This window comes from Mixta intestinalis, assembly GCF_009914055.1.
In the GTDB taxonomy this organism is placed as follows: Bacteria; Pseudomonadota; Gammaproteobacteria; order Enterobacterales; family Enterobacteriaceae; genus Mixta; species Mixta intestinalis.
This window is the reverse complement of record NZ_CP028271.1, coordinates 546,099-565,566: the sequence shown is the minus strand read 5'-3', so window position 1 is coordinate 565,566 and position 19,468 is coordinate 546,099. Positions and strand designations below refer to the sequence as shown.

At 53.4% G+C, this 19,468-nt stretch carries 21 protein-coding genes; 14 read left to right on the top strand and 7 right to left on the bottom strand.

Going from position 1 to position 19,468, the window contains the following annotated elements; genetic code table 11:
• Positions 1-8: 8 nt before the first annotated feature.
• Positions 9-491, bottom strand: a complete 483-nt coding sequence (locus tag C7M51_RS02605) for a zinc ribbon-containing protein (RefSeq protein ID WP_160620252.1) — start codon at positions 489-491, stop codon at positions 9-11.
• A gap of 233 nt (positions 492-724) precedes the next feature.
• On the opposite strand from C7M51_RS02605, the gene leuS reads away from it, so the two are divergent.
• The 13 genes from leuS (at position 725) to lipA (ending at position 14,211) form a co-directional block, all read left to right on the top strand.
• Positions 725-3,307: a leucine--tRNA ligase gene (leuS, locus tag C7M51_RS02600; RefSeq protein ID WP_160620250.1), complete on the top strand. Its 2,583-nt coding sequence runs from the start codon at positions 725-727 to the stop codon at positions 3,305-3,307.
• A 14-nt stretch (positions 3,308-3,321) separates the two neighbouring features.
• On the top strand, positions 3,322-3,924 hold the full coding sequence (gene lptE, locus C7M51_RS02595) for an LPS assembly lipoprotein LptE (protein ID WP_160620248.1): 603 nt from the start codon (positions 3,322-3,324) through the stop codon (positions 3,922-3,924).
• Positions 3,921-4,952, top strand: a complete 1,032-nt coding sequence (holA, locus tag C7M51_RS02590) for a DNA polymerase III subunit delta (protein WP_160620246.1) — start codon at positions 3,921-3,923, stop codon at positions 4,950-4,952. The genes lptE and holA overlap by 4 nt, the downstream gene beginning before the upstream one ends.
• On the top strand, positions 4,952-5,596 hold the full coding sequence (gene nadD / locus C7M51_RS02585; RefSeq protein ID WP_160620244.1) for a nicotinate-nucleotide adenylyltransferase: 645 nt from the start codon (positions 4,952-4,954) through the stop codon (positions 5,594-5,596). Before holA ends, nadD begins: the two co-directional genes overlap by 1 nt.
• Before the next feature lie 90 nt (positions 5,597-5,686).
• Positions 5,687-6,004, top strand: coding sequence for a ribosome silencing factor (rsfS, locus tag C7M51_RS02580; protein WP_141176999.1), 318 nt, complete (start codon positions 5,687-5,689; stop codon positions 6,002-6,004).
• A gap of 3 nt (positions 6,005-6,007) precedes the next feature.
• Complete coding sequence (gene rlmH / locus C7M51_RS02575) at positions 6,008-6,478, top strand: 23S rRNA (pseudouridine(1915)-N(3))-methyltransferase RlmH (RefSeq protein WP_160620242.1); 471 nt, start codon at positions 6,008-6,010, stop codon at positions 6,476-6,478.
• Between the two features lie 33 nt (positions 6,479-6,511).
• Positions 6,512-8,416: a peptidoglycan DD-transpeptidase MrdA gene (gene mrdA, locus C7M51_RS02570; RefSeq protein WP_160620240.1), complete on the top strand. Its 1,905-nt coding sequence runs from the start codon at positions 6,512-6,514 to the stop codon at positions 8,414-8,416.
• An 8-nt stretch (positions 8,417-8,424) separates the two neighbouring features.
• A complete protein-coding gene (gene mrdB, locus C7M51_RS02565) occupies positions 8,425-9,537 on the top strand; it encodes a peptidoglycan glycosyltransferase MrdB (protein ID WP_160623543.1) in 1,113 nt (370 codons plus the stop codon).
• A 10-nt stretch (positions 9,538-9,547) separates the two neighbouring features.
• Positions 9,548-10,606 carry an endolytic peptidoglycan transglycosylase RlpA gene (gene rlpA / locus C7M51_RS02560; protein ID WP_160620238.1) on the top strand — a complete coding sequence of 353 codons (1,059 nt, stop codon included), beginning with the start codon at positions 9,548-9,550 and terminating at the stop codon, positions 10,604-10,606.
• Between the two features lie 148 nt (positions 10,607-10,754).
• Positions 10,755-11,966, top strand: a complete 1,212-nt coding sequence (dacA, locus tag C7M51_RS02555; protein WP_160620236.1) for a D-alanyl-D-alanine carboxypeptidase DacA — start codon at positions 10,755-10,757, stop codon at positions 11,964-11,966.
• A 101-nt stretch (positions 11,967-12,067) separates the two neighbouring features.
• On the top strand, positions 12,068-12,331 hold the full coding sequence (gene ybeD, locus C7M51_RS02550) for a DUF493 family protein YbeD (protein ID WP_160620234.1): 264 nt from the start codon (positions 12,068-12,070) through the stop codon (positions 12,329-12,331).
• 82 nt (positions 12,332-12,413) lie between these two features.
• On the top strand, positions 12,414-13,073 hold the full coding sequence (gene lipB / locus C7M51_RS02545; RefSeq protein WP_160620231.1) for a lipoyl(octanoyl) transferase LipB: 660 nt from the start codon (positions 12,414-12,416) through the stop codon (positions 13,071-13,073).
• 172 nt (positions 13,074-13,245) lie between these two features.
• Positions 13,246-14,211, top strand: a complete 966-nt coding sequence (lipA, locus tag C7M51_RS02540) for a lipoyl synthase (protein WP_160620229.1) — start codon at positions 13,246-13,248, stop codon at positions 14,209-14,211.
• 130 nt (positions 14,212-14,341) lie between these two features.
• On the opposite strand, the gene tatE is transcribed toward lipA, so the two are convergent.
• From tatE to C7M51_RS22860, 5 genes are all read right to left on the bottom strand, one after another.
• The gene (tatE, locus tag C7M51_RS02535; RefSeq protein ID WP_160620227.1) at positions 14,342-14,542 is read right to left on the bottom strand and encodes a twin-arginine translocase subunit TatE; all 201 of its coding nucleotides are present in this window, start codon (positions 14,540-14,542) and stop codon (positions 14,342-14,344) included.
• Between the two features lie 122 nt (positions 14,543-14,664).
• Positions 14,665-15,477, bottom strand: coding sequence for a deaminated glutathione amidase (locus C7M51_RS02530; RefSeq protein ID WP_160620225.1), 813 nt, complete (start codon positions 15,475-15,477; stop codon positions 14,665-14,667).
• Between the two features lie 50 nt (positions 15,478-15,527).
• On the bottom strand, positions 15,528-15,956 hold the full coding sequence (locus tag C7M51_RS02525) for a GNAT family N-acetyltransferase (RefSeq protein ID WP_160620223.1): 429 nt from the start codon (positions 15,954-15,956) through the stop codon (positions 15,528-15,530).
• Between the two features lie 341 nt (positions 15,957-16,297).
• Positions 16,298-16,507, bottom strand: a complete 210-nt coding sequence (gene cspE / locus C7M51_RS02520; protein ID WP_038627478.1) for a transcription antiterminator/RNA stability regulator CspE — start codon at positions 16,505-16,507, stop codon at positions 16,298-16,300.
• Between the two features lie 967 nt (positions 16,508-17,474).
• Positions 17,475-17,558, bottom strand: coding sequence for a small membrane protein YohP (locus C7M51_RS22860; protein ID WP_442897173.1), 84 nt, complete (start codon positions 17,556-17,558; stop codon positions 17,475-17,477).
• A 285-nt stretch (positions 17,559-17,843) separates the two neighbouring features.
• Between C7M51_RS22860 and C7M51_RS02515 the strand changes: the two genes are divergently transcribed.
• Positions 17,844-18,089 carry a hypothetical protein gene (locus C7M51_RS02515; RefSeq protein ID WP_160620221.1) on the top strand — a complete coding sequence of 82 codons (246 nt, stop codon included), beginning with the start codon at positions 17,844-17,846 and terminating at the stop codon, positions 18,087-18,089.
• A 52-nt stretch (positions 18,090-18,141) separates the two neighbouring features.
• Here C7M51_RS02515 and gntT read toward each other — a convergent pair whose 3' ends face one another.
• Positions 18,142-19,458, bottom strand: a complete 1,317-nt coding sequence (gntT, locus tag C7M51_RS02510) for a gluconate transporter (RefSeq protein WP_160620219.1) — start codon at positions 19,456-19,458, stop codon at positions 18,142-18,144.
• Between the last annotated feature and the right edge of the window lie 10 nt (positions 19,459-19,468).

Genomic DNA, 19,468 nt, shown 5'->3' with positions numbered 1-19,468 from the left:
ACCCTGTCTTAAGGGGTAAATGGCTGGCGTTGAAAATGATCGTGCCCGCACTCCGGGCAGAGCGACAGCGTTTCCGGCGTATAAATCGCTCGGGTAAAGTGACACTTCTCGCAGACAAGGTTACCCAAGCCTACCACTTCGCCGCTCTGGTAGACGCCATGATGGTTAAGGTCCTGAAATACTTCACGCCATTCCAGCTGGCTTTTATCGGTAATATCCGCCAGCTCTTTCCACAGGCTTTCACGCACCACGCGCATAAACACGCTATCGGTCAAATCCTCTTCGTTTTCATGATAGCTGCGGGCAAATTCCTCTAAATCACGCCGCACCGCGCGCGTGACATCATTAATTTCGCTGCGGGACAATTCTCCCTGCATGATTAGCTGCTGACGAGCCTGATCGACCATACCGTCGATATCCCGCTCTCCCTGCGTCAAGCGCTCGCTCAGGGCAGAGAGCAGCTGACGATAATGCTGTGCCACCTTATTCATATTTTCTCCTGTAATCAGCGGTAAGCCTGTTGCTAATTCTAGCGCCTGTCGCAAATTTCCTCCGTCTGCATGCTGATTTGAGGGAAATTTTGCAGTAAGGCTTCCAGCTTAAAGAGAAATGGCACACCAGCGTCCGTCAGGTGTTGTTGCAGCAAAGCCTTATCGGCTATGCTATGCGGATCATATCGACATAGTTCAGGCTTCGCGCTATTCATAAAGGACCACAGGCTGCCATGCAAGAGCAATACCGCCCGGAAGAGATAGAATCCCGTGTTCAGCAACACTGGGATAACCAACAGACGTTCAAAGTGACCGAAGAAGAAGGCAAAGAGAAATATTACTGCCTCTCTATGCTGCCCTATCCTTCTGGCCGCCTACATATGGGTCATGTGCGCAACTACACCATCGGTGATGTGATTGCCCGCTACCAGCGTATGCTGGGAAAAAACGTGCTCCAGCCCATCGGCTGGGATGCCTTCGGCCTGCCTGCGGAAGGCGCAGCGGTAAAAAACAACACCGCGCCCGCTCCCTGGACCTACGCTAATATCGACTACATGAAAAACCAGCTGAAACTGCTGGGATTCGGTTACGACTGGAGCCGCGAGCTGGCGACCTGCCAGCCAGAATATTACCGTTGGGAACAGTGGTTCTTTACCAAACTGTATGAAAAAGGCCTGGTTTACAAAAAGACCTCTGCGGTCAACTGGTGCCCTAACGATCAGACCGTGCTGGCTAACGAGCAGGTTATCGACGGCTGCTGCTGGCGTTGTGATTCTAAAGTCGAGCGTAAAGAGATCCCGCAGTGGTTTATCAAAATCACTGACTACGCTGACGAGCTGCTGAACGATCTGGATAAGCTGGAAGACTGGCCGGAACAGGTCAAAACCATGCAGCGCAACTGGATTGGCCGTTCTGAAGGGGTGGAAATTACTTTTGACGTAGCCGACAGCGAAGAAAAAGTGACCGTCTACACCACCCGCCCCGATACTTTTATGGGTGCAACCTACGTCGCGGTTGCCGCAGGCCATCCGCTGGCTGCTCAGGCTGCGGTGAACAACCCGGCACTGGCTGATTTTATCGCCGAATGCCGTAACACCAAGGTTGCCGAAGCTGAAATGGCAACCATGGAGAAAAAAGGCATGGCGACCGGTCTGTTCGCCATTCACCCACTGAGCGGCGATAAATTGCCAGTCTGGGTCGCTAACTTTGTCCTGATGGAATATGGCACCGGCGCGGTAATGGCCGTTCCGGCGCACGACCAGCGCGACTGGGAATTCGCCACAAAATACGATTTGCCGATCAAACCCGTAGTTCTGACGCTGGACGGCAATCAGCCGGACATCAGTGCCGCCGCCATGACTGAAAAAGGCGCATTGTTCAACTCCGGTGAGTTCGATGGCCTCGATCATGAAGCGGGCTTTAACGCGATTGCTAACAGGCTGGCGGAAAAAGGCGTGGGCGTGCGCAAAGTGAACTACCGCCTGCGCGACTGGGGCGTTTCTCGTCAGCGTTACTGGGGCGCACCAATTCCGATGGTTACGCTGGAAGATGGTACCGTGATGCCAACGCCGGAAGATCAGCTGCCGGTTATTTTGCCGGAAGATGTCACGATGGACGGCATAACCAGCCCGATTAAGGCCGATCCGGAGTGGGCGAAAACCACCGTTAACGGTCAGCCTGCGCTGCGTGAAACCGATACCTTCGATACCTTTATGGAATCCTCCTGGTATTATGCACGCTACACCTGCCCTGACTTCGATAAAGGCATGCTCGATCCAGCCGCAGCTAACTACTGGCTGCCGGTCGATCAATACGTTGGTGGTATCGAACACGCGATTATGCACCTGATGTATTTCCGTTTCTTCCACAAGCTGCTGCGTGACGCTGGCCTGGTAGATTCGGATGAACCGGCGAAGCGTCTGCTGTGTCAGGGAATGGTGCTGGCTGATGCCTTCTACTATCTGGGCGAAAACGGCGAGCGTAACTGGGTTTCTCCGGTTGACGTCAACGTTGAGCGCGATGAAAAAGGACGTATCGTTAAGGCTGTCGATAACTCAGGCCGCGAAGTGATTTACGCTGGCATGAGCAAAATGTCGAAGTCCAAAAACAACGGTATCGATCCGCAGCTGATGGTTGAACGCTACGGCGCAGATACCGTTCGTCTGTTTATGATGTTCGCGTCACCGGCGGAAATGACGCTGGAGTGGCAGGAGTCTGGCGTGGAAGGGGCTAACCGCTTCCTGAAACGCGTCTGGAAGCTGGTTTACGACCACAGCCAGAAAGGTGCTACCGTTGCGCTGGATATTGCCAGCCTGAATGACGATCAGAAGGCGCTGCGTCGCGATCTGCACAAAACTATCGCCAAAGTTTCCGATGACGTTGGCCGCCGCCAGACCTTTAATACGGCAATTGCCGCTATTATGGAACTGATGAATAAGCTGGCACGCGCACCGCAGGAGAGCGAGCAGGATCGCGCACTGCTGCAGGAAGCTCTGCTGGCTGTAGTACGGATGCTTTATCCGTTCACCCCGCACGCCAGCTTTACGCTGTGGCAGGCGCTGGGCGGTGAAGGCGATGTGGACAACGCTGCCTGGCCGGTGGCTGATGAATCCGCTATGGTGGAAGATTCAGTGCTGGTTGTGGTGCAGGTTAACGGCAAAGTGCGCGGTAAAATCACCGTTGCGGCTGAGGCAACTCAGGAGCAGGTGCAGGCACGCGCCGCGCAAGAGCACCTGGTGGCAAAATACCTGGAGGGCGTAACTATCCGTAAGGTCATTTACGTTCCAGGCAAACTGCTTAACCTGGTAGTAGGTTAAGTTCAGGAGGAACTGTGCGACATCCGATTTTTACCTTGTTACTCGGCCTGGCGGTGTTGATCACCGCCGGTTGTGGCTTCCACCTGCGCAGCACCACTCAGGTGCCGCAGGAGTTGCGCACGCTGGTATTGCAGAGCAGCGATCCTTACGGTCCTTTGGCTCGTACGGTGCGTCAGCAGCTGCGCCTGAATAATATCACCATTGTCGAAGCAGCCGACGCGGGCACCCGCACCGATCTGCCGACGCTGCGCCTCTCCGGCGAACGCCAGAGCCGCGATACCGCCTCCGTTTTCCAGAACGGCGTTACGGCGGAATACTCTATGGTGATGTCGGTCAGCGCACAGGTGGTGATTCCGGCTAAAGGCATCTATCCGGTTAACGCTACCGTTTATCGTTCGTTCTTCGATAACCCGCTGGCAGCGCTGGCAAAAGACTCTGAACAGAACATCATTCGTGATGAGATGCGTCAGCGTCTGGCGGAACAGCTGGTACGTAAGCTGCTGACGGTGCATGTAGCTCAGCTGAACGATAAAGAGATCCTGCCCGCGCCTGCCGTTTTAGCGCCGGGTGAAGATTCGCCGGAAGTTCCCTCTTCTTCCGCTACCAGTCTGCAATGATCAGGATTTACCCTGAGCAACTGCACGCGCAGCTCCATGAGGGGCTGCGCGCCTGCTACCTGCTTATCGGCAATGAACCGTTGCTGTTGCAGGAAAGTCATGATGCGATAAAAGCCTGCGCACAACAGCAGGGTTTCACCGAACATTTCAACGTTGTGCTGGATAACAGTACCGACTGGGACACCGTGTTTAGTCACTGCCAGTCAATGAGTCTGTTCGCCAGCCGTCAGACATTAACCTTAACGCTGCCGGAAAATGGCCCTAATGCCGCTATCGCTACCCAGCTGGAGAAGCTGAGCACGCTGCTGCACAGCGATGTATTACCCATTTTAACCGGGGCGAAATTAACCAAAGCGCAGGAGAATAGCGCCTGGTTCAAAGCTTTTAGCGCGCAGGCAGTGTTGGTGCCCTGCGCTACGCCGGAACATGCCCAGCTGCCGCGCTGGGTTGCCGCCCGTGCCAAAGCAATGCAGCTCGATCTGGACGATGCCGCCTGCCAGCTACTCTGCTACTGCTATGAAGGCAACCTGCTGGCGCTATCCCAGGCGCTGGAGCGCCTCTCTCTGCTCTGGCCGGACGGCAAGCTGACGCTGCCGCGGGTAGAACAGGCGGTCAGCGATGCCGCCCACTTTACGCCGTTTCACTGGGTCGATGCGCTGCTGGCGGGCAAAAGTAAACGTGCCCTGCATATTTTGCGTCAGCTGGCTGCCGAAGAGAGCGAACCGGTGATCCTGATTCGCACACTACAGCGTGAACTGCTGCTGTTGCTGACGCTGCAACGCCAGCAGGGTAACACGCCTTTACGCGCGCTTTTCGATCAGCATCGCGTCTGGCAAAATCGTCGCGCCCTGTTCAGCGAAGCGCTGCAACGGCTCTCTTTATTACAGATTCGTCAGGCCATTCAACTGCTGACCCGGCTGGAAATTACACTAAAACAGGATTACGGGCAGCGCCTCTGGCCAGAACTGGAGACCCTGTCACTGCTGCTCTGCAATAAAGCACTCCCGGCAGAATTAGGTGAATTTTAATGGCAGCGCTTCAGGCCCTGTTTGGCGGCACTTTCGATCCCATTCACTACGGTCATCTCAATACGGTGGAGGCGCTGGCGCGCCAGGTTGGCTTACATCAGGTAACGCTGCTGCCAAATAACGTTCCACCGCATCGCCCGCAGCCGGAAGCCAGCGCCGCGCAGCGCGTCGCCATGGTAGAACTGGCAATCGCCAATCGTCCACTGTTTAACCTTGATACGCGTGAGTTGATGCGCCAGACGCCCTCCTGGACGGTGGAAACCCTGGAGCAGCTGCGTCTGGAGCGCGGCGAGACACAGCCGCTGGCCTTTATCATTGGTCAGGACTCACTGCTCAGCCTGCATAAATGGCACCGCTGGCAGGAATTACTGGATCTCTGCCATCTGCTGGTCTGCCAGCGTCCAGGCTATGAGCGCACAATGCCGACACCGGAACTGCAAAACTGGCTAACGCAACACCATACCCAGCAAGCCAGCGCGCTGCATCAGCAGCCGTGCGGTTTAATCTGGCTGGCGGATACGCCGCTGCTGCCTGTCTCCGCGACCGATATTCGTCAGCGTTACCGCCACAACCTCTCGTGCGACGATTTGCTACCCGCGCCGGTTATCGACTATATCAATCATCAGGGCTTATATCGCCCTTGATAAGCGCATGGTATACTGCGCCGCTAAATTTTTCAGGCGTCGTCCGACGCCGCTTCAGACAACAGAAACCGTTACCCAAGGGGGAACCTTTTGCAAGGTAAAGCACTCCAAGACTTCGTTATTGATAAGATTGATGATCTGAAAGGTCAGGATATCGTTTCTCTCGACGTGCAGGGTAAATCCAGCATCACCGATTGCATGATTATCTGTACCGGTACTTCTTCACGTCACGTGATGTCGATTGCCGATCACGTGATGGAAGAATCACGCGCTGCCGGCCTGATGCCGCTGGGTATGGAAGGCAAAAATGCCGCGGACTGGATAGTGGTCGATCTCGGTGAAGTTATCGTTCACGTCATGCAGGAAGAGAGTCGTCACCTGTATGAACTGGAAAAGCTCTGGAGCTAAGCCGTGAAGTTGCAGCTTGTTGCCGTAGGCACCAAAATGCCGGACTGGGTTCAAACCGGCTTTATGGAATACCTGCGTCGCTTTCCGAAGGATATGCCGCTGGAGTTGACCGAAGTTACCGCCGGGAAGCGCGGTAAAAATGCGGATATCAAACGTATCCTCGACAAAGAGGGGGAAGCGATGCTGGCCGCCGTTGGTAAGGGCAACCGCATTGTCACGCTGGATATTCCCGGACAGCCCTGGGAAACGCCACAGCTTGCCCAGCAGCTTGAACGTTGGAAGCAGGATGGTCGTGATGTCAGCCTGCTGATCGGCGGCCCGGAAGGGCTGTCGCCAGCCTGCAAAGCAGCAGCAGAGCAGAGTTGGTCACTTTCGGCGCTAACGCTACCTCATCCGCTGGTACGCGTTTTGGTCGCAGAAAGCCTGTATCGTGCATGGAGCATTACTGCGAATCATCCTTATCACCGTGAATAATTTGATAAGGCAAACCGGACAACCAAACAGCGGATGAAATCTCAACGCAACTCTTTTCGTGACTATACTGCCGAGCAGACACTTTTCGTACGGCGAGCCTTGCTCGCTTTCGTCGGTATTCTTCTGCTTTCCGGCGTGCTGGTCGTCAATCTGTATCACCTGCAGATCTTACGTTTCGATGATTACAGCACCCGTTCCAACCAGAACCGCATCAAGCTGGTTCCCGTTGCGCCAAGCCGCGGCATTATTTATGACCGCAACGGCATCGCGCTGGCGCTGAACCGCACGATTTATCAGGCGGAGCTGGTACCGGAGAAGGTTGATAACCTTAAACAGACGCTACAGGATCTACGTCCTATTCTCGATCTCACCGACGATGATATCGAAAACTTTGAAAAAGAGCGTAAGCGCTCGCGTCGTTTTACCTCTATTGCGCTGAAAACGGCGCTGAACGATGTGCAGGTGGCGCGCTTCGCCGTAAACCAGTATCGCTTTCCCGGCGTTGAGGTGAAAGGCTATCAGCGTCGCTACTATCCTTACGGTCAAACGCTGACGCACATCGTGGGCTACGTGTCAAAAATTAACGATCGTGACGTCGCCCGCCTCGATAAAGAAGGCAAATGGCCTAACTACGCTGCTACCCACGATATCGGCAAGCTGGGCATCGAAAACTATTATGAAGATGTGCTGCATGGTAAAACCGGTTATGAAGAGGTAGAGGTCAATAACCGTGGGCGCGTCATCCGTCAACTGCATGAACAGTCGCCACAGGCTGGACGCGATATCTGGCTGTCAGTCGATCTGAAGCTACAGCAATATATCGAAACCCTGCTGACCGGCAGCCGTGCCGCCGTAGTGGTCAGCGATCCGCGCACCGGCGAAATTCTGGCGATGGTTTCCACGCCGAGCTACGATCCCAACCTGTTCGTGGACGGTATTTCCAGCAAGGATTACAAAGCGCTGTTACAGGATGAAAACCGCCCGCTCTATAACCGCGCCATTCAGGCCGCCTACCCGCCCGCCTCGACGGTGAAACCTTATGTTGCCGTCTCAGCGCTAAGTGCAGGCGTTATCACCCGTAACACCAGCCTGTTCGATCCCGGCTGGTGGCAGCTTCCCGGCTCTGAAAAACGCTATCGCGACTGGAAAAAATGGGGACATGGCCGCCTGAACGTGACCAAATCGCTGGAGGAATCCGCCGATACTTTCTTCTATCAGGTTGCCTACGACATGGGCATCGATCGCCTGTCAGAATGGATGAGTAAGTTTGGCTATGGCCAGCGCACCGGTATCGATCTGCCCCAGGAAAACCCCGGCAATATGCCGACGCGCGAATGGAAGATGAAGCGTTTTAAAAAGCCGTGGTACCAGGGCGATACCATTCCGGTTGGCATCGGTCAGGGTTACTGGACGGCAACTCCGCTGCAAATGAATAAGGCGCTGATGATCCTGATTAACGACGGCATTATCCGCACGCCGCACCTGCTGCGCGCCATACGCGAAAATAATAAGCTGGTGCCTTATCGTCAGCCGCCTGCCGTGCCGATTGGCGATATTCACTCCGGTTACTGGGAGATCGCTAAAGATGGCATGTATGGCGTAGCGAACCGGCCTAACGGTACGGCACATAAAAGCTTCGATAATGCGCCCTATAAGATTGCGGCAAAATCGGGTACCGCACAGGTCTTTGGTCTGAAAGAGAACGAAACCTATAACGCGCATAAAATTGCTGAGCATCTGCGCGATCACAAGCTGATGACCGCTTTCGCCCCTTATGATAAGCCGCGCGTGGCCGTCACCATGATTCTGGAAAATGGCGGCGCAGGCCCGGCGGTAGGTACCGTGATGCGTCAGATTCTCGATCACATTATGTTAGGCGATAACAATACGGTGCTGCCGGATGCCGCGCCGACTCCGCCCGGTTATGAAGGTGAATAACGATGTCCATGAACGATAGCCCGCAAAAAAAGTCGATCTGGACCAAAATTCATATCGATCCGCTGTTCCTGATTATCATCGCCTGCCTGCTGTGTTACAGCGCCTTCGTTATGTGGAGCGCCAGCGGTCAGGACCCAGGTATGATGGAGCGAAAAATCGGTCAGATCTTTATGGGGCTGGCGGTGATGGTAGCGATGGCGCAGGTACCGCCGCGCGTTTATGAAGGTTGGGCGCCCTATTTGTATCTGGTATGCGTGGTACTGCTGGTGGCGGTGGATGCATTCGGTCAGATCAGTAAAGGGGCACAGCGCTGGCTCGATCTCGGCGTGGTACGCTTTCAGCCTTCGGAAATTGCAAAAATCGCCGTGCCGCTGATGGTGGCGCGCTTTATTAACCGCGATATTTGCCCACCAACGCTGAAAAATACCGGTATTGCGCTGGTGCTGATTTTTGTGCCGACGCTGCTGGTCGCCGCGCAGCCCGATCTCGGCACCTCCATTCTGGTTGCCGCCTCCGGCCTGTTCGTGCTGTTTTTATCCGGCATGAGCTGGAGACTGATCGGCATCGCCGTTCTGCTGGTGGCTGCTTTTATACCGGTGCTGTGGTTCTTCCTGATGCACGATTATCAGCGCGCGCGCGTCATGATGCTGCTCGATCCGGAGAGCGATCCGCTGGGTGCCGGTTATCATATTATTCAGTCTAAAATCGCTATCGGTTCCGGCGGTCTGCGCGGTAAAGGCTGGCTGCACGGCACCCAGTCACAGCTGGAGTTTTTGCCTGAACGCCACACCGACTTTATTTTCGCTGTGCTGGCGGAAGAGTTGGGATTGGTTGGCGTTCTGATTTTGCTGGCGCTCTATCTGTTGCTGATTATGCGCGGCTTGATTATCGCCGCCCGGGCGCAAACCACCTTTGGGCGCGTGATGGCGGGCGGCCTGATGTTAATTCTGTTTGTTTACGTTTTCGTTAATATCGGCATGGTAAGTGGTATCTTACCGGTTGTGGGCGTACCGCTGCCGCTGGTGAGTTATGGTGGTTCAGCGTTGATTGTCCTGATGGCGGGATTTGGCATTGTCATGTCTATCCACACACACCGAAAATTGTTGTCTAAAAGCGTTTAAGAGGCTCTCGATGCGTAAGGATTGGCTTTGGGTGGGGGCAGCCTCGTTGCTGTTAGCCGCCTGTACTGTGACAGAACAGCAGACTCCGGCACCACAGCAGCCGGCTTATAACGGTCCGGTAGTGGAAATTGGCGGCGTCGAGCCGCGCTATGAGCCGATAAATCCTGCCACCAGCCAGGACTACAGCGTTAACGGCAAGCGCTACAAGATTATTAAAGATCCCACTAACTATAGCGAAATCGGCCTCGCTGCCTGGTATGGCGAAGAGGCCAACGGCACCCGTACCGCCATCGGTGAAAGCTTCGATCCTGAAGCATTAACCGCCGCGCATCCTACCCTGCCCCTGCCCAGCTACGTGCGCATCACCAACCTTGCCAATGGCAGACAGCTGGTGGTGCGCGTTAACGATCGTGGCCCCTATACGCCGGGACGCATTATCGATCTTTCCCGGGCCGCAGGCGATCGGCTGAACATATCGAACAATACCCGCGTGCGCGTGGACTACATCAAAGTCGCGCCGGACGGCTCGCTTTCGGGTCCCGGCACTATCGGCACCGTGGTGGCGAAACAGAGCTATGCGCTGCCCGCCCGTCCCGATCTCAACGGCGGGATGACCATTATGGGTGGCGCAGCCGCTCCTGCTTCCACGCCATCGCAGAGCGTGCGTCCGGTCGATAACAGTACACTTAGCAGCGAAGATCAAATGGGCGCACCGGTACACAGTAGCGGCTTCCTCGGTGCGCCGGGTCCGTTGCCAACCGGCGTGCTGGAAGGTAGCGAGCCGCCGCAGCCGGTCGCCGCGCCAGCAAATGAAAGCGCCGCCGCGCCGGTCACCGGTAATTATGTGATGCAGGTTGGCGCATTAAGCGATGCCGAACGTGCGCGTCAGTGGGCCGATAAGCTGAAAGCGCAATTTGGCGTGCCGGGTAATGTAGTTAACAACGGTACGCTTTACCGCGTGCAGCTGGGGCCGTTCTCGTCACGTCAACAGGCGGCAGCGATGCAGCAGCGGTTGCAGAGCGAAGCAAATCAGCAATCCTTTATCACCGCAACCAGTAGCGGCATATAAAGCGTAAAAGCAGCAGCGTTGTGCCAGCCGGTCAGAAAGCAAAGGTTCTGACCGATTTGTTGGCGCAAAGTTGGATGCCTGTAAAAACGCCTTTTGTTATAGTAAGGCACTTTTCTCACTAACCTCCACGGATGTTGTTGTCCCTAACATGAATACGCTGAAACCCTGTCACTATTTTAAGCGCCTGGCGGCGGGCACCGTGATTGCCCTGAGCCTGAGCCAGGCCGCTTTAGCTGAAGATATTAATCTTAAAACCATGATCCCTGGCGTACCGGATATCGATGCGGAAGCGTATATCCTTATCGACTACAACTCGGGGAAAGTACTGGCGGAAAAAAATGCCGACGCACGCCGCGATCCGGCCAGCCTGACCAAAATGATGACCAGCTACGTTATTGGTCAGGCGGTGAAGGCGGGCAAAATCCGTCAGGATGATATCGTTACCGTTGGTCAGGATGCCTGGGCTACCGGCAATCCGGTATTCCGTGGTTCCTCGCTGATGTTCCTGAAACCTGGCGATCGCGTGCCGGTTTCACAGCTCACGCGCGGTATCGTCCTGCAGTCCGGCAATGACGCCTGTGTGGCAATGGCGGACTATGTGGCGGGCAGTCAGGATGCGTTTGTTGGCCTGATGAACAACTACGTTAAGGCGCTGGGCCTGCAAAACACCCACTTCCAGACGGTACATGGCCTGGATGCAGAGGGGCAGTACAGCTCCGCCCGCGATATGGCGCTGATTGGTCAGGCGCTGATCCGCGACGTACCGGACGAATATGCGGTATACAAAGAGAAAGAGTTTACCTTTAACAATATTCGCCAGATGAACCGCAACGGCCTGCTGTGGGATACCAGCCTGAACGTTGACGGCATCAAAACCGGTCACACCTCTTCTGCTGGCTACAACCTGGTGGCCTCCGCAACGGAAGGCGAGATGCGCCTGATTTCGGCGGTACTTGGTGGACATACTTATAAAGGTCGTGAAATTGAAAGTAAAAAGCTGCTTACCTGGGGCTTCCGCTTTTTTGAAACCGTCGCACCGCTGAAGGCAGGTAAAGAGTTCGCCTCTGAGCCGGTGTGGTTCGGTAACAGCGATCGCGTTCAGCTGGGCGTTAATAAAGATATGTATCTGACCATCCCACGCGGTCGGATGAAAGATCTGAAAGCCAGCTACGTGCTGACAAATACCGAGCTGCACGCACCGCTGCAAAAAAACCAGGCGGTTGGCACCATTAATTTCCAGCTGGATGGCAAGACCATTGAACAGCGTCCGCTGGTAGTGCTGAATGAAGTGCCGGAAGGCGGCTTCTTTAGCCGGATCGTGGATTACATCAAGCTGATGTTCCACCACTGGTTTGGCTAAGTTACGCCAGTTTTAGTTGATATTGGCCGCTTTCGCCCATATAAATGCTGTATAAGTCCACTCCCGCTACGGCGGGAGTCTTTTTTAGCACCGGAGTCCATATGAAAACCAAACTGAATGAACTGCTCGAATTTCCCTGTTCCTTTACCTACAAAGTAATGGGACTGGCGCAACCTGAGCTGGTCGATCACGTGGTGGAAGTGGTGCAGCGCCATGCGCCCGGCGACTATACGCCGGAGGTCAAACCCAGCAGCAAAGGCAACTATCACTCCGTATCCATCACCATCACCGCAACGCATATTGAGCAGGTTGAAACGCTCTATGAAGAACTGGGCAATATTGAAATTGTGCGTATGGTGTTATAACGCGTTTGCGCGGTCAGGGCGGGTAGTTCTCGCCCACGGCCAGCGTTATACTGAGTTCTTTCTCTGAAGCGGAAAGTACGTTTTGCAACAGCCTTCTCTTATTGTGCGCCAGCTGGGCCTGCGCCCCTGGGAACCCGTCTCGCTTGCTATGCATCAGTTCACCGATCGGCGCGGTGTCGATACGCCAGATGAGCTCTGGCTGGTGGAGCATCCTCCCGTTTTTACTCAGGGTCAGGCCGGAAAAGCTGAGCATCTGCTGATGCCGGGCGATATTCCGGTCGTACAGAGCGATCGTGGCGGTCAGGTTACCTATCACGGGCCAGGTCAGCAGGTAATGTATGTGCTTATCGATTTGAAGCGCCGCAAGCTGGGCGTTCGCCAGCTGGTTACGGCGATGGAGCAGACTGTCGTGGATACGCTGGCGCATTACGATGTAGAAGCCAGCGCCCGCCCGGATGCGCCTGGCGTCTACGTAGCCGGAAAAAAGATCTGCTCGCTTGGCTTACGTATCCGTCAGGGCTGTTCGTTTCACGGCCTGGCGCTAAATGTCGCCATGGATCTGTCGCCTTTTCTGCGCATTAATCCCTGCGGCTACGCCGGGCTGGAGATGACCCAGCTGAGCGCTTTTCGTGCGAGCGTGACACCAGATGAGGTGCAGCCGCTGCTGGTGGAGAAATTTTTACAGCAGCTGCAAATTGAAACGGCAAGCTGGCAACCAGCGGACGAACTTGATCTTTTGTAACCATGCGTGCCATTTTACAATTCCGCAACGCATTCCGCACCTGGCAAGCTGTTTGTCAGGCAGCAAAATGATATAATTTTTGCGATTTTTACAAATAAAGTTGAAAAAGCAACTGACTCAATGAGTTACGGCCTCTTTTCAAACTGCAATCCAACCTGGAAGCTGCAAGATTATGAGTAAACCGATTCAGATGGAACGCGGCGTTAAGTATCGCGACGCAGATAAAATGGCGTTAATCCCGGTGAAAACCGTCGTCACCGAGCGTCAGGAGTTATTACGCAAGCCGGAGTGGATGAAAATCAAACTGCCCGCTGATTCGAGCCGTATCCAGGGCATCAAGGCGGCGATGCGTAAAAACGGTCTGCACTCTGTCTGTGAAGAGGCCTCCTGCCCTAACCTTGCGGAATGTTTTAACCACGGCACTGCGACCTTTATGATCCTCGGCGCTATCTGTACCCGCCGCTGCCCTTTCTGCGACGTGGCACACGGTCGCCCACTAATGCCGGACAGCAACGAGCCGGGCAAGCTGGCCCAGACGATTGCCGACATGGGTCTGCGCTACGTCGTGGTTACCTCCGTTGACCGTGACGATCTGCGTGACGGCGGCGCACAGCACTTTGCCGACTGTATCAGCGCCATTCGCGAAAAAAGCCCAACGATTAAAATCGAAACGCTGGTACCTGACTTCCGCGGTCGTATGGATCGCGCGCTTGAAATTCTTACCGCCACGCCGCCGGACGTGTTTAACCACAATCTGGAAAACGTGCCACGCCTCTATCGTCAGGTACGCCCTGGTGCCAACTATGAGTGGTCGTTACAGCTGCTGGAGCGCTTTAAGGCAGCGCATCCGTCGATTCCGACTAAATCAGGCCTGATGGTAGGTCTGGGGGAAACCAACGAGGAGATTGTGGAAGTTATGCGCGATCTGCGTCGTCACGGCGTAACCATGCTGACCCTGGGCCAGTACTTACAGCCAAGCCGCCACCATTTGCCGGTACAGCGTTACGTTAGCCCGGCTGAGTTTGATGAAATGAAAGCGGAAGCACTGGCGATGGGCTTTACCCACGCAGCCTGCGGGCCTTTTGTTCGCTCGTCTTACCATGCGGATCTACAGGCAAAAGGGATGGAAGTGAAGTAATTCACGCCGTTTGCCAGAAAAACGCAGCTACCCGGCTGCGTTTTTTTTCGCTCAGATATAATGAAAGCCAGCGGGCGCTGGCTTTCAATCGCTACAGGGTTACATTTTGTAACCTAATATGCCCCAGAGCTTACTCTTTGTGCGTAACGCGCTCGGTCGGCAGCTCTTCTGCTTTCGCAGGGGCCGCACCATCTTCATCCTTCATCGCTTTTTTAAAGCCTTTAATGGCAGCGCCTAAATCGCCGCCCAGCGAACGAAGCTTATTTGTGCCGAACAGCAGTACGATCAGCGCACCGATAACCAGTAATTTGGTAATACTGATACCTTCCATAACACCTTCTTACATTAACCAGGGAAGACAACTGCCGCTATTAACGCGCAGAACGTTGATTAATACAACAGCGACATGTAACAGAGTGCTAATTTTACCGCCATTACAGCATTAATCTGCGTTTATTGACCAGTTGTTCCATCGACAGCGTTTAGCTCAGGACGTGCGAAGCGACGGTTTATCAATACCGGGAGCCGTTGGCGCACGCTGGCAACACGATGCGCATCCAGCTCGGCGAAGATCAGGGCCGGTTCCTCCGCCGCGCGGGCAATAACAACGCCAAGCGGATCGATAATCATACTGTTACCGATATTACGCGGTCCACACTCCCCTACAGCAATAAGATAGCAGGTGTTCTCCAGCGCCCGCGCCGTAGTCAACACCTCCCAGTGATGTTCTTTTAGCGGCCCTCGTACCCAGGCTGAAGGTAATACCAGAACCTCAGCCCCATCCACTACCAGACGACGCGCCAGCTCCGGGAAGCGAATATCGTAACAGGTCATCATGCCGACCTTCATACCGCCAACGTCCACCAGCGGCGGCAGCGTATTACCTGCGTTTACCCGCTTTGACTCCTGCATGGCAAAGGCATCATACAGATGCAGCTTATCGTAGCGGGCAATAATCTCCCCATCGCGCAGAGCAATTTGCGCATTAACGACCCGCTGTGGTCCGTCAGGAATATGCATACTAAAGATCGTCGTTACTGCACTGTCCCGACTTGCCAGCCTCAGCTGCGTTAAAAACGGCCCATCAAGCGGCTGTGCCTCTCTTACTGCCAGCCCCGGATCGTTCATATCCGCCGCCAGTATCGCTTCCGGCAACACCAGCAGCGTAGCACCCGCCTCATATGACTGGCGCATCAGCCGACGACAGGTCGCCACGTTCTGTTCCCATTCTGGTGCTACGGCAAACTGCCCCATCGCAACTTTCATAACGTTATGTTCCTCTTATCCGGTCGGGCAAGGCACCATCAGCGGCCCTGTCAGGCGAGCAGCGACTTGATACGGTAACGTGGCGATTCCAGGTAATTCTCGCGCGCGTAAAACTGATTCGCTTTGATGCGTTTTTCATTGCAATGCACTTCCATACGATCGCAGCCCCGCTTGCGCGCCTGCTGTTCAGCATACTGCAATAACTGTTGCCCCAGCCCTTTACTTCTCGCGCCTTCCGCCACGCAAAAATAGCTGATACGGGCAAAATCTCCCGCTAACGCCAGCTGTGGGATAAAGTGCAGCGATAAGAAACCCAGTACAGACTGCTGGTCTTCCGCTACAATCAGCAGCTCATCAGGATCGGCCACCAGCTGTTGCAATCGTCGCGCCATAAAACTCTCGGTGTCACCATAGCCTAATTCGTTTAACAAGGCGGTAAGAGAAAAGCTGTCTTCAGCTCGGGCGGGGCGAATATTCATAGGAACTCCGGGAAGTGGGCGGAATGTATAAGATTCATCAGAGTTATAGACGGAGCTGATGCAGAAAGGCAAGAAAATCGAGTCAGCTAAAAGTAAGAAAATTCTTTTATATGCAGCAAAGCAACAATTAATGTTTTCTTAATCTTGCGTTGACAAAATGAGCAGCAGATCAGAAGGAGAAAAACAATGAAAGATTTGCTGCCGCTGTGCTTTTCAGAACTGTTTGCCGTTGTACTGAGCGGCTTCTCGTTAATTTTTTTCGTCGCACTCTACGTATACCGCTGACGACAGGCGAAAAAAAACCCGCCTGAAAGCGGGTTTTTAAAATTCTGACTGTTAACTTACAGAGCGATAACGTTAGCAGCAGATGGGCCTTTTGCGCCGTCGGTGATTTCAAACTCTACACGCTGACCTTCAGCCAGGGTTTTGAAACCGTTGCTCTGGATAGCAGAGAAGTGTACGAATACGTCTTTGCTGCCATCTTCCGGAGTAATGAAGCCGAATCCTTTGGACTCATTAAACCACTTAACGTTACCTTTGATCTTGGACATCTATATTACCTTTACATGAAAAATGGACACTAAACTGTGTCGGGGTTAAGTACAGCAATTGCTGCGCCTTTTGTCCAGTGCGCCGTGAAGAAAAAGTGATAAATATCGCTATTTTTTCACGGCGGACGCTTTTATCGTCGTTAAAAACCACCAGATCCTATCGGCATTCCAGAATCAGCAAAGCACTTTTTATCGATAACCCACTAAAAAATAAAGATTTTAACAGGATTGACACCGTATTAAGCCTTTACCAGACCGAAATGCAAAATAAATCCTTTATCCCGGCGAAAATTTAACGCTACGCCAGTTTTTTGGGCAGATGAAGCCAGGCTTTTTTCTCCATACTCCCTGTTTCATCCGGTATGGTAGTCTCCACCCTCTTATATCTTCTCAACTTGCCATCACGACTTTCTTATTCATTCCGCCTCATCAATAAGACGATTTAGCATAACGCTTTCTTATTAAGAATACTTGACCATAAAAAATAAAAAAACAGCAATAACCGATCTATATCTCACAAAATCTTGATAAATATCATTGAATCACACTATTTATTAGCTAAAAAGCGCCAGGAAACAAAACAAAATGGTTAAATTCTTTTAATTTTCATTGTGTTAATAGTAACCATAAACCCAGCGAACACATAAAGTAAATTTATAGATCTTTATTGAGTTTTTGCTAAGATATTCCCGCCGCGAAATCAGTATCAGCAGTAAGGAAGATAAGGATGGTCATGAAAGTCAGATGTACCGCCTGTGGTAGTAAACGGTTTCGCTATACCACCGGAGATCAGAAAGGGAGATTTCATCATGGTGCGGTATGTGCTTATTGTTTTAAACCTTTCACTTCTCAGGATTTACTACCAAATACAGAAATTGATTTGATTAATCGCTCTACTCTTGATCAACGCAGCAGATGTTAACTCACACTACCGGCGGCACCTCAATGACGGTGCCGCCAGAACGCACTAAAACAGAATCTTAAATACGCCTGTCAACGTCAGCAGACCAACAATAAAAATGATGGCGATAATCCACAGTATAATTTTCATTCCGTTCTCTCCCCTGCCTGGCCATCACCGTATCGGTCTGACCCTTAAATAAATATCACTGCGGCCTTCGTTTTGCACAGCATACTGTACTGAAAGTGACCGCAGCGGCTCCCGTCAGCTAAGTATAGTTAAGGCTGTAAATTCTGCATTTTTGCGAGTCAGATCGTGCAGAGATGTTCGCTTTGTGCTGCAACCCACCCTGTTCAAAAAAAGAACACTAAACTTATAACGCAGCCCGGATGGAGCATCACTGCTCCACTTCTTAACCTGTCAAAAGGAGGCGTTATGAGTACGCTTAATACCTGTATGGGGCGATATTGCCTCAAGGCAAAAAATGCCGGTGACCATATCAAAGGCTCTATCTCAATTAACGATGAGGGCGGCGGTCAGCTCTCTTTGCAGGAGTTTGAAGAGCACTACCTGGATGATGTCGTTAACAATGTGATTTATCCGATAACCGGCGGCAATCGCGATATCACCTACGCGCTACGCGAGCAGCTCATCAAGGCTGGTTTCCGTCAGCCACACTAAGCCGATGGGGTCACCGTTGCGTGACCCTTACGTTTTTATCGGTATGCGTTATTCAGAGCAGCGTGGAAAGCAGCAGACAGCCAATCAGACCACACAGCGAAATAATGGTTTCCAGCGCTGACCATGAGCGCATCGTTTCACCAATCGTCAGGTTAAAATACTCCTTAAACAGCCAGAAGCCCGGATCGTTAACGTGCGAGAAGATAACGCTGCCCGCGCCGACAGCGATAACCATCAGTTCAGGGCTGGCCCCGGTGGTAGCGATTAAGGGAGCGACAATACCGCCTGCCGTAATGGCCGCGACGGTAGCTGAACCCAGCGCAATACGCAGCACGGCGGCAATAGACCAGGCCATAAAGATCGGGGAAACGTTGGTTTCCTGCATCAGGCCAGCAATATATTTATCTACGCCGCTGTCGACCAGCACTTGCTTAAACGCCCCACCGCCACCAATTATCAACAGCATCATGGCGATGATTTTAATCGAGTCCGTTAGCGTCCCCATGACATCGTCCATGCTGCGCCCCCGGTTCAGACCGAAGGTAAAAATACCAATCAGCACGGCAATTAAGGTCGCCATCACCGGATCGCCGAAAAACTCTGCCCAGGGAAGTAAAGCGTGCCCTTTTGACAGCACCATCTCCGCAACAGCACGCAGCGCCATCAGTATCACCGGCACCAGTGCAGTCCAGACGCTTACGCCAAAGCTGGGCATTTCCGCTTCACTAAAGGTTTTTGGGTTATATAGCCCCTGCGGAATCGGCTTATCGATATTTTTCAGGAAGTGGGCATAAACCGGCCCGGCCAGGATCACCGTCGGTATCGCCAGCAGCGTGCCAAACAGCAGCGTTTTCCCCATATCGGCATTGAACAACGTGGCGATAGCGGTCGGCCCCGGATGCGGCGGAAGGAAACCGTGAGTAACAGAGAGCGCCGTAGCCATTGGCACGCCGATATAGAGTAGCGGTACGCGCGCAGAGGCGGCAATACTGAACACCAGCGGCAGCAGCAGGACAAAGCCCACCTCATAAAAAAGTGCGAAACCAACGGTAAAACCTGTCAGTACCACCGCCCATTGAATATAGCGCTGCCCAAATTTCGCAATCAGCGTGGTGGCAATCCGCTGTGCCCCACCGCAATCGGCCAACAGTTTTCCCAGCATGGCTCCAAAACCCATGATCAGCGCCAGGCTACCCAACGTACTGCCCATGCCCGTTTTAATCGAGGCGATGACTTTGTTAACCGGCATGCCCTGCATCATTCCCACTGCCAGCGCGACCAGAATCAACGCAATAAACCCATTAAGTCTGAAGCGAATCATTAGCAGCAGCAGAATAGCAACTCCTACCGCAACGATAACTAATGGCATACTATTTCTC